Genomic DNA, 10,112 nt, shown 5'->3' on the forward strand with positions numbered 1-10,112 from the left:
CTCGTCGTGGCGCTCCCGCAGCATCCTGGCGATGAACCACAGGTTGATCGACGAGGTGGCGAGGTTCATCCCGACCATCGGCCAGACACCGACCAGGGCGTTGAACAGCACCAGGCTCAAGGACGCGGCCAGGTTGAGCAGGCGGAACCTCAGGACCCGCGTCTGCAGCAGCGAGAAGATCAGCAGGGCGCTGCCGAACCAGCCGAACAGGTCGAGCCAGTGGTCTCCGAGCCAGGTCACCGGCGCAGGCTATCGCCGGTGTCGGCTCGCCTGCGCGGACGGTGTCGGGGAAGCGTGCGAGGATCTGGACTCCGGACCAGCAGGGGAAGGGAGCCAGGGTGGATGCGCGCCTCGACGAGACGGCACTCGTCGACCCTTCTGCGAGCGTCGGCTCGGCCTCGACCGTGTGGGGGCTGGCCCAGCTGCGCGAGGACGTCGTGGTCGGGGACGAGTGCGTCGTCGGCCGCGGGGCGTACCTCGGGCCGGGCGTACGCGTGGGCCATCGATGCAAGATCCAGAACGGCGCGTTGCTCTACGAGCCGGCCACGCTGGCGGACGGGGTCTTCGTCGGTCCGGGGGTGATCCTGACCAACGACGCCCACCCTCGCGCGGTCAACGTCGACGGGTCGCTGAAGTCCGCGGCCGACTGGCAGCCGGTGGGTGTCACGATCGGCGAGGGAGCCTCACTGGGCGCCGGCGCGCTCTGCGTCGCGCCGGTGAGCGTCGGGCAGTGGGCAATGGTCGCGGCCGGAGCGGTCGTCACGCGCGACGTCCCCGACCACGCCCTCGTCGCCGGCGTACCCGCCCGACGGGTCGGTTGGGTCGGCCGCGCCGGCGTTCCGCTGGTGGGCGAAGCCGACGGGTCCCTGCGCTGCACGGTCACGAACGTGACGTACCGGGAGGTCGGTGGCGCACTGGAGGAGCAGGACGCGGGCACCGACACTCTGCCCTGAATCGCCCCGGGGCAGGCTGGGGTCGATTAGTCTGACCGCGCCGAAGGGGGTGGCATGTACCGGGACATGCGCGTGGCGGTGGTCGTGCCAGCCCACAACGAGAGCCGGCTGATCGGACGCGTCGTCACCACCAGTCCGCAGCTGGTGGACCACGTGATCGTGGTCGACGACGCCAGCACCGACGCGACCGCGGACGCCGCGCGGGACACCGCTGACGCTCGTCTCGAGGTGATCGAGCTGGAGCAGAACCAGGGCGTCGGAGGGGCCATCCTCGCCGGGCACCAGCGCGCGCTGGAGCTCGACGCCGACGTGTCCGTCGTGATGGCCGGCGACGCCCAGATGGACCCCGACCACCTCCCGGCCCTTCTGGACCCGATCGCCGACGGCTCCGCCCAGTTCACCAAGGCGAACCGCTTCTACGCCTACGGGTCGTTCGACGGCATGCCGAGGCACCGGGTCTTCGGGAACGTCGTGATGTCGTTCATGACCAAGGCGGCCTCCGGATACTGGGGCCTGTTCGACCCGCAGAACGGGTACACCGCGATCCACCGCACAGCGCTGGAGCGGCTCACGTTCGACCGGATCGCCAAGCGCTACGACTTCGAGAACGACCTCCTGATCCACCTGAACATCCTCGGTGTGACCGCCCGCGACGTGCCGGTCCCGGCGTTGTACGCGGAGGAGGTGTCCGGCATGCGCCTGGGCAAGGTGGCGCCGGCGCTGCTCGCCAGGTTGTGGCGGGGCTTCTGGCACCGGATCTGGCGCAAGTACGTGCTGCAGTCGTTCTCGCCGGTGGCCCTGATGCTGTTCTCCGGACTCGCCCTGCTGCTGGTGGGGCTGGCGGTGGGGATCTTCATCCTGGCCAACACCCTGGGCCCTCCGGTGGCCAGTGCCGGCACGGTGGTGATGTGCGTCGGGCCGCTCCTGAGCGGGCTCCACCTGCTCATCTTCGCGCTGTTCCTCGACATCCAGGAAGGGACCAGGTGAGCCGGAATCGCGTCGACTGGCCGGTGCTGGCACTCGTCGGCGGCCTGCTGCTCGCCCAGCTCGCGTGGCTGGTCGGCGTGCCACCGTTCCGTGGAATGGACGAATGGGACCACGCGTATCGCGCGGCGGCGGTCGCGGAGGGGACGTGGGTGGCCGAACCCACCGAAGCAACCCGCGGCACTGGCGCCGTGCTGCGCGTCCCGGCGCACATTGTCGCTGCCACTCGACCGGAATGCGAGCGTCTGCCCTACACCAATGCTGAGGATTGTGTCGGGCGCCCTGACGGGGAGACCGTCCTGGTCCCTAGCGGGGCCGGTCGCTACCACCCGGCGTTCTACGCCTTGATCGGGTATCCCGCCATGCTGTTCCAGGGAACTGATGCGTTGTATGCGATGCGAATCACCGGACTGCTTGCCTGCTGGGGATTCTTCTTGCTGGCGGTGCTCTGTCTTCGTCGTTGGGCGTCCGGGAGCGCGCCACCCTTGGCTTTCGCGCTCGCGCTCACCCCGACCGTGATCTTCACCTCCGCGATTGCGGCTCCGAACGGTGTCGAGATGGCGGCGGGGCTTGCGTGGTCCTCAGCCCTGATCGGGCTGGGTCTTGCCGCGACCCCCCAACATGACCGGCTGTACCTGGGCGTCGCCGCCATTTCCGGCTCTGTCCTCGTGACCGTCCGCTCGCTGGGTCCACTCTGGTGCGCGCTGGTCCTGGTCACCTGCCTCGTCGCGCTACCGGTGTCCACGGCCCGGATCAGGCAGGTGGTGGGGCGGCCCATGGGTGCCCTCGCCCTTGTCGCGGTCGCACTGTCCACCATGGCGAGTGTCGTGTGGACGTTGAGCCAACGGTCGCTGGTGGTCGGCGTCGATCCTGCAGAGCTGACCTGGAGCCAGAAGGTCATGGGGGTCGGCGAACTGCTCATCCAGTGGCCGCTGCAGGCGATCGGTGCATTCCCTTACCGTGACGCGCCCGCGCCCCCGCTGGTCTACGTCGTGTACCTCCTCCTGGTGGGTGGGTGTCTGGTCGTTGCGCTTCGGTCCTTCGACCGACGCGGCAGGTGGGCGCTGGGTCTCGGCATCGCGACGCTCTTCCTCTTGCCGGCAATCGTGACGCTTGCCACCGCCGATAGGTACGGCGCAGCGTGGCAGGGCCGGTACGAACTGCCCTACGGGGTCTGCCTGCTGCTGCTCGCTGGGGTTGCCTGGCAACGCAAAGGGATTCAGATAGGGGCCAGAGTTGCCCTCCCCGGCCTGGTGCTGTTCGCGATCGGGCAGGTCGTCGGCCCGGTCCAGGTGCTGCGCAACGAGTTGGCGACGAGCCCGTACTCGGGAACGAACTCGTGGGCATCTCCTCCGGTGGCGGTCGAGGCACTCCTCATGACGTCAGCAGCCGCACTCATCTGGTGGGGCGCCTGGGCGATGGGCTGGCGCGGTAGCAACCATGCGACCGAGGAGGCCGTGAGGCCGACGGAGGAGACCGTCAATGCGACGTGACGTGCCCAGTGTCGTCGTTCGCTTCGGTTGCGAGGAGCAGGCCGCGGTGACGCGGGTCCTGTCCAGCGGCAGGGTCGTGCAGGGTGAGGAGGTTGCTGCCTTCGAGGAGGAGTTCGCAGACCTGGTCGAAGGACGACCGTGCGTGGCGGTCAACTCGGGGACCAGTGCGCTGCACCTCGGTCTCCTGGCAGCGGGCGTCGGACCCGGCGACGACGTCGTCGTCCCGTCGTTCAGCTTTGCCGCGACCGCCAATGCCGTGGCGATCACCGGAGCGCGGCCGGTCTTCGCCGACATCGACCCGCTCACCTTCTGTCTCGACGTCGAAGCCGTGAGAGCCGCCATCACGCCGCGGACGGTGGGCGTGATGGCGGTTCACCTCTACGGTCAGCCCGCTGGGGTCGGCGCGCTGCGCGCCCTGACCGAGCAGCTTGGTCTGCTGCTGGTCGAGGACGCCTGCCAGGCGCACGGCGCGTCCAGCTCCGGCACTCCCGCCGGCGCCATCGGAGACCTGGCGGCCTTCAGCTTCTACGCCACCAAGAACATGACCACCGGCGAGGGCGGCATGGTGGTCTGCGCCGATGAGGCGCTCGCCCGGCGCGTGCGGCTGCTGCGCAACCAGGGCATGGAGCAGCGCTACCGCAACGAGATCGTGGGCCTCAACAACCGGATGACCGACATCGCCGCGGCGATCGGCCGGGTCCAGCTCGACCGGCTGACCCTCTGGAACGCCGCGCGGGACGCGGTCGCCAAGCGCTACGACCAGGAGCTGAGGGGAGTGGGCACCCCTGCGGTCGCCCCGGGAGTGACCCACGCCTACCACCAGTACACGATCCGCACCGCCCACAGGGAGCTGCTGCGCGCGCATCTGCAGGACCACGGCGTGGGCGCCGAGGTCTACTACCCGGTTCCGATCCACCGGCTCCCGGCGTACGACGCCGGCGCTCGCCTCGACCACACCGAGCTGGCCGCACGTGAGGTCCTGTCGCTGCCGATCCGGCCGACCCTCACCGACGACGACGTTTCCCACGTCATAGCCACCGTCAACCAGTTCCGGGAGTCGACCCATGGGTGACCTGCGCGCCGGGCTGGTCGGCTACGGACAGATGGGGCGCCACCATGCCCGGGTCCTCGATGCACTGGACGGCGTGGAGCTCGTCGGAATCGCCGAACCGGCGCCGCGGGACGGAAGGTCCGAACGGATCGTGGACGACGTCGAAGCTGTGATCCAGCGCGGCATCGATCTCGCAGTCGTGGCGGTGCCCACCGCCCTGCATGAGTCGGTGGGGGGCCGGCTGGCCGAGGCCGGTGTCCATGCACTCATCGAGAAGCCGGTAGCAGCTGATGTTGCGTCCGGCTTGCGCCTCGCCGAGGCGTTCGAGGCATCCGGGCTGGTCGGCTGCGTGGGACACATCGAGCGCTACAACCCCGCGCTGCAGGAGATGCGTCGGCGGTTGGCGGACGGCGAGCTCGGGGAAGTTTTCCAGGTGACGACCCGGCGTCAGGGCCCCTATCCGGTTCGGGTCGAGGACGTAGGCGTGGTGCTGGATCTCGCAACTCACGACATCGACCTGACCGCCTGGGTGACTCAGCGGGGTTATGCGGACCTCTCCGCCCGGACGGCACACCGCTCCGGCCGTCAACGGGAGGATCTCGTGGCGGCAGTCGGTCGCCTCGACGACGGCACAGTGGTCAACCACCTGGTGAACTGGCTGTCTCCCCTGAAGGAACGCGTGACGGTTGTGCTCGGAGAACGAGGTTGTTTCATCGCCGACACCGTCGCAGCGGACCTCACCTTCCATGCCAACGGGGTCACACCGGTCGAGTGGGACTCGATGGCCTCCTTCCGGGGCGTGGTCCAGGGCGACATGACGCGTTACGCCATCGCGAAGCCGGAGCCGCTGGCGGTGGAGCTGGCGGCGTTCAGGGACGCGGTCCTGGGCATCTCGAACGATGTGGTCTCTATCCGTGAGGCCGCACGTGTCGTCGGTGTGGCAGAGGCGCTACTGCGGTCGTCGGCCTCATCGGCGACAGAATCGTTTTCGTGATCGCGAAGAGGCCGCCTCTACTGAGGTTCGACGTACAACCAGTCCCCGAGGTCGCGCAACGTCGCACCGGGAACCGCCCCGGCGACCGCCTGCCAACTCCATGCGTGGGGGAAGAAGTGCAGGTGCAGGTTGAACGAGTACTTGTACGGTCGCTCCCTGGGGACCACGATCACGACCCGCTCCCGAGACACCCGCCGCAGCTCCGAGATCGCCAGGTCGATGCGCTGCACATGTTCCAGCGTGTGGGTGCACACCACCGTGTCGAACGAGTCATCAGGAAACGGCAGCGCTTCGACGCTGGCTTCCTCGTAGGAGATCCGGTCGTGTCTCGGTAGGGCGTCGCCGAGGACGATGTCGCTGGCGACGACCTTGTCAGCCACCTCCGTCAGCCGCTGCGCCAGATAGCCGCGGCCACAGCCGGCCTCGAGCACCGTGCCGCCTGGAATCGCGGCCAGGATCGCCTCGACGCACGGCTCGTTCAGGTCAGTGTCGCCCTGCGCCTCGCTGCCGGCGACGCGGCGGTACGTGTCGGCGAACTCCTCGGGCTGTAGAGCGAAGCCAACCGCCTTGAACCGGGCGTACTCAGTCCAGGACGACCCGAGCACCAGCCTCAGGAGCGGATACATCAGCAACCGGCTGTCGCGAACCGCGGGCGGGAGCCAGTTGTCGAGAAAGTTGCGGACGCGGAGGGCGACGGCCCGAGACACTGCCATGCGAGCAATCCTGCCTCGGAAGTCGGTCGTTGTCTTCGGAACAGAAGCGGCTCGGCTGCTCTCAGGGCCAGGACACGGCGCACGCTATCCGCTGACGGCGTTGACCTTCCAACTGTAGGAAACCAGCTTGTTGCCCGCGTCGTCCTCGAAGCCCGTGGTGCACCGGATCTCATACCGTTTGCCGACCACGAGATTCCTGCTCGGGTTGAGCGTTGCCTGCCGCCGATCACTGCTCGCCGTCACTACTGCGCCGAGAGGAGTGGTCCGACCCGCGACGTAGAGCTTCATGGTGGTGGAGCTGGCGCCCCTCACCGGCTCGCTGAACTTCACGACGAAGTTCGATCCCCGCTTCGCGCGCGTCCCAGGTGACTTCGTGATGACGGTCGGCCTGGTGGTGTCGACGGTGAAGCGGCGCCAGGCACTCGACCCGAGGTTGCCGCCGCTGGCGTCGAAGGCAATCGCCCGCCACTCGTACTCACCGTCGGCCACCGGACTGGTGGTCGCCCACGCCGTTGCGGGAGTGCTCTGGCTGAAGACGGTGGACGTGGCACCCACCCGGCGTGCCTCGACGGTGTACTTCACCGCGGAGCCAACCGGGTCCCAGCTGAACAGCGGGCCGCTCGGGCGCTCGAGGCTGCCGGCGGCCGGTGAGACCAGCCCGACCTCCTGACGATCCACCCGGAAGCGGCCGCCGGATGTCCACGGTCCGAACTCCCCTCCGGCGTCCGTCCAGCGCACCCGCCACCGATACGGGGTGGAAGATGCGGGCAGCAAGCTGGAGTGGACGTAGGAAGAGAGCTTGAGGCCGTCGGCCGTGACCACGCGGTTCGCCGGTGAGTAGCTGTCGTCGTCGTTGCGGTAGACCTCGAGGCGGTAGTTCACCGCGTGGTCCTTCGGCGTCCAGGCGAAGGGAGTGCTCCCGGGCACGATCTCGTTGCCGACCGGCGACACCAGGCCGACGCCGCCCGAGTCCTTCGTGACGCGGGCCGGGTCACTCCAGGTCAGCCGGTTCCCCTTGGCGTCGATGGCCTGCACCCGCCACCAGAGGTCGCCCTCCGGCAACGTGTCGTCGAACCAGGTGTAGGTCGGCTGGTCGACATCGCGGAAGTGCAGGACCGGACTGAACTGGGCGTTCCTGGAGATTTCGATCCGGTATCGCTGTCCAGTCTGGTACGACGGCGCCAGCCCTCCTTCGTAGGAAACTCGCTGGTTGGTGGCGTAGTAGTCAACCCAGGAGAAGGCGATGTCCCCTGCGCACTTGGCACCGTCGACCAGGGTGGCGGTGTCGGGTGTGCACTCGTTGACGCTGTTGGCGCCCGGGGCCAGCAGCTCGACCTCAGGTGAGATCTTGCGGAAGGCATTGGTGGCTGCCTTGTTGCGGCCGATCGGATCCGGCCCGCACCCCCGGAGCGGGCTTAGGGTCTTGCAGGGACGGACGTACCAGTAGTAGGACTCGCCGGCCTGGTTGTCCGCCAAGGCTTCGGGGCTCGTCTGTACGGTCGGCGTCCATCGGGTGTTGACGGTGGGCAGCAGTGTGTTGCCGTAGACCCGGTTGGTGAACTCCCTGTCGTTGCCCACGTAGACGAGGTAGCCGCCCGCCCCGGGAACCGGGTTCCAGTCCAGGACCGGGGTCGCGGGAACACCGGTACAGATCTGTGCGTCCTCCACCACGGTCCCGAGCGCCATGTCGCACGAGGTGCCCGCGTCGAGGGCCTGACCGTCGAGTGCGATCTGCTGACCGGTGACGTCCGACAACCCCTGCACCACGAAGGTGCCCATCGGGCCCCAGGCCGTGACCGTGTTGTCCTGGTGCACCGCCTGGACCTGCCACATGTAGGTGTCGGGCGAGAGGTAGTAGGGGCCGATGTCGGTCGCGGCCGGATACGCGTAGCTCGTGGTCAGGATTGGGGAAACACTGGTGTTGTCCCAGAAGCCCGATCCCGAGATCCCGATCCGGATCCGGTAGGTCTTGGCGTCCGGATCGGGCTCCCAGGAAAGCGCCGGGAATCTCGTACCGGGGTCGATTTCGTCCGGCCTAAGGGCTAGGGCTCCGGTGGTCGGCGGGGTGCCCGCCAGGGTGAACGAGCGTCCGGGGTACTTGGGCGACGTCGCACCGCCGGCGTCGACAGCCTGCACCGTCCAGCTGAAGGGTCCCTGTGTCGAGTCCAGCGCTGAGCTGGGTGTCCAGCTGAACGAGTGGGTCGTCACGGGAGTGCCCCCCACGAGCGTGCCAGCCGCGTTCTTGAGCTCGACCTTGTACTTCTCGGCGTCACGGGCGGCATCCCACTTCAGCGTCGGTACCGCCACTACCGCCCCGTCTGCTGGCGCCACGAGGTTGACCCTGCCCGAGTCGTAGACGAAGCGATGGACCTCCGAGAAGATGCCCTCCACGTTCGCCGGCAGGTCCAGGGCCCGGACCCGCCAGTAGGTGACGGAGCCCTGGGACGGCATGCATTTATCCGCGGCGCCCCCGTATCCCGCCGTGTAGGTCGTCGATGCCGTGAGGCAGGTGTCGAAGCTGCCTGGGGTGAAGTTGGGGTCGGACCCGACGTCGAGCTGGTAGCGGGTGGCGTGGCGGACCGGCGTCCACTGGTAGTAGAAGTCGTCGCCACTGGCAGGGGCCAGCTGGTCGGCGGGGTGAAGGAGCTGGGGATACTGCGGCCAGTTCCGCTGGAAGGAGAAGGGCGCGGACGGCCAGGCCATCTGGTTGTTGCCGGCGTCGATGGCGCGGACCCGCCAGAAGAACTGGTCGTTCTTGTAGGTCGTGGTCGGCGAGTAGCGGGTGCTCAGCACGGTCCTGGTTTCGACTGGCTGGTTGAAGTCCCGGTCGAGACCGACCTGGAGCTCGTACTTCGCCGCGCCGGGTACCGGCAACCACTTGAGCACGACGTCCTGGATCGGCCCGCCGGTCTCCATGCTGGGGTCCTGCTGGACTTCGGCGAGCGGAAGGATCTCGTAGCTGGCGCCGTCCGACCAGTCGCTCAGCATCCCTGGGGACGTCTCGGCACGCACCCGCCAGTGCCAGACCTTGGGTGCCTGGGGCGCGGGAATCTGGAAGCTCGGCCCCGGAGAGGAATACGGGGTCGCCCCGACCCAGTCCGGCACCGCGTCACCGTCCACCTCCACGTAGTACCTGGTCGCACCCGGTACCGCCGACCACTTGAGCAGGGCAGGCTCGCCGGGCTGGCTCAGCTGCTCCCCACCGATGGGAGAGCTCGGCGCCGGCACCGCCGCCGCGCTCCGGTCGACGACGATTTCGCTCCGGGTCCAGGTTGACTGGGTGCCGGAGGACGACACGGCGCGGACGCGCCAGAAGACGTCTCCTACCGGGAGCCGGACGGTGGGGACGGCCTTGTCGTTGGTGGTGGTGAGGTTGAAGAGCGGGCTGCCGAAGTCGGAGTTGTTGTCGACCTGCAGCTCGTACTTCGCGGCGCCGCTCACCCGGTTCCACTCGAGCGTCGGGGTGGTCGTGGCGACTGGCCCTCCTGGTGAGAGGGAGGACGGGGCGTCGAGCGCGGCCGCCGGTGAGGTGAGCCCGGCCGTCAGCGACAGCAACGGCGCCACCAGGCACACGAGTGCCAGGCGACTGACAGCGAGACGAGACATCCGGGCCCCCCGAGAACGACAAACAGACCGGCTCAGGCTAGGTCGGGGTGTCGCCGGTGTCCGGCAAACGAACGAAAAACGTCCGATCGTCCTAGTCAGTCGAGGCCGAGCGAGAACGCGGACTCGAGGTCGTGGCGGGAGTAGGCGCGGAACGCGATGTGGGTCTCCGTCGCGGTCACGCCGGGCACCTTGTTGAGCCGGTCGGCCACCACGGACGCGACGTCGTCGTGGTCGCGGACGCGCACCATCGCGATCAGGTCGATCTGGCCGGTCACGGAGTAGACCTCGCTGACCCCGTCGAGGTCGGCGATCTGCTCG

Annotated in this window: 8 protein-coding genes and 1 pseudogene; 5 read left to right on the forward strand and 4 right to left on the reverse strand. The window is 68.4% G+C overall.

The genetic code is table 11. The features are described from left to right. Positions 1-240: pseudogene (locus tag VFN12_RS08350) on the reverse strand (hypothetical protein); the annotation flags it as partial. Between the two features lie 98 nt (positions 241-338). On the opposite strand from VFN12_RS08350, the gene VFN12_RS08355 reads away from it, so the two are divergent. From VFN12_RS08355 to VFN12_RS08375, 5 genes are read left to right on the forward strand one after another with little or no spacing between them, the layout of a single operon-like run. After that, on the forward strand, positions 339-953 hold the full coding sequence (locus tag VFN12_RS08355; protein ID WP_325118179.1) for an acyltransferase: 615 nt from the start codon (positions 339-341) through the stop codon (positions 951-953). 54 nt (positions 954-1,007) lie between these two features. Then, positions 1,008-1,940, forward strand: coding sequence for a glycosyltransferase family 2 protein (locus VFN12_RS08360; protein WP_325118180.1), 933 nt, complete (start codon positions 1,008-1,010; stop codon positions 1,938-1,940). Beyond that, positions 1,937-3,430: a DUF2142 domain-containing protein gene (locus VFN12_RS08365; protein WP_325118181.1), complete on the forward strand. Its 1,494-nt coding sequence runs from the start codon at positions 1,937-1,939 to the stop codon at positions 3,428-3,430. Before VFN12_RS08360 ends, VFN12_RS08365 begins: the two co-directional genes overlap by 4 nt. Then, positions 3,420-4,502, forward strand: a complete 1,083-nt coding sequence (locus VFN12_RS08370) for a DegT/DnrJ/EryC1/StrS family aminotransferase (RefSeq protein WP_325118182.1) — start codon at positions 3,420-3,422, stop codon at positions 4,500-4,502. The genes VFN12_RS08365 and VFN12_RS08370 overlap by 11 nt, the downstream gene beginning before the upstream one ends. Beyond that, on the forward strand, positions 4,495-5,475 hold the full coding sequence (locus VFN12_RS08375; protein ID WP_325118183.1) for a Gfo/Idh/MocA family oxidoreductase: 981 nt from the start codon (positions 4,495-4,497) through the stop codon (positions 5,473-5,475). Before VFN12_RS08370 ends, VFN12_RS08375 begins: the two co-directional genes overlap by 8 nt. A gap of 17 nt (positions 5,476-5,492) precedes the next feature. On the opposite strand, the gene VFN12_RS08380 is transcribed toward VFN12_RS08375, so the two are convergent. The 3 genes from VFN12_RS08380 to VFN12_RS08390 form a co-directional block, all read right to left on the reverse strand. Then, complete coding sequence (locus VFN12_RS08380) at positions 5,493-6,188, reverse strand: class I SAM-dependent methyltransferase (RefSeq protein ID WP_325118184.1); 696 nt, start codon at positions 6,186-6,188, stop codon at positions 5,493-5,495. An 84-nt stretch (positions 6,189-6,272) separates the two neighbouring features. Next, the gene (locus tag VFN12_RS08385; protein WP_325118186.1) at positions 6,273-9,794 is read right to left on the reverse strand and encodes an Ig-like domain-containing protein; all 3,522 of its coding nucleotides are present in this window, start codon (positions 9,792-9,794) and stop codon (positions 6,273-6,275) included. A 95-nt stretch (positions 9,795-9,889) separates the two neighbouring features. After that, the coding region (locus tag VFN12_RS08390; RefSeq protein WP_325118187.1) for an Lrp/AsnC ligand binding domain-containing protein at positions 9,890-10,112 on the reverse strand (223 nt) is incomplete at its 5' end.

Origin of the sequence: Nocardioides sp. (genome assembly GCF_035703625.1) — a bacterium.
Classification (GTDB): domain Bacteria; phylum Actinomycetota; class Actinomycetes; order Propionibacteriales; family Nocardioidaceae; genus Nocardioides.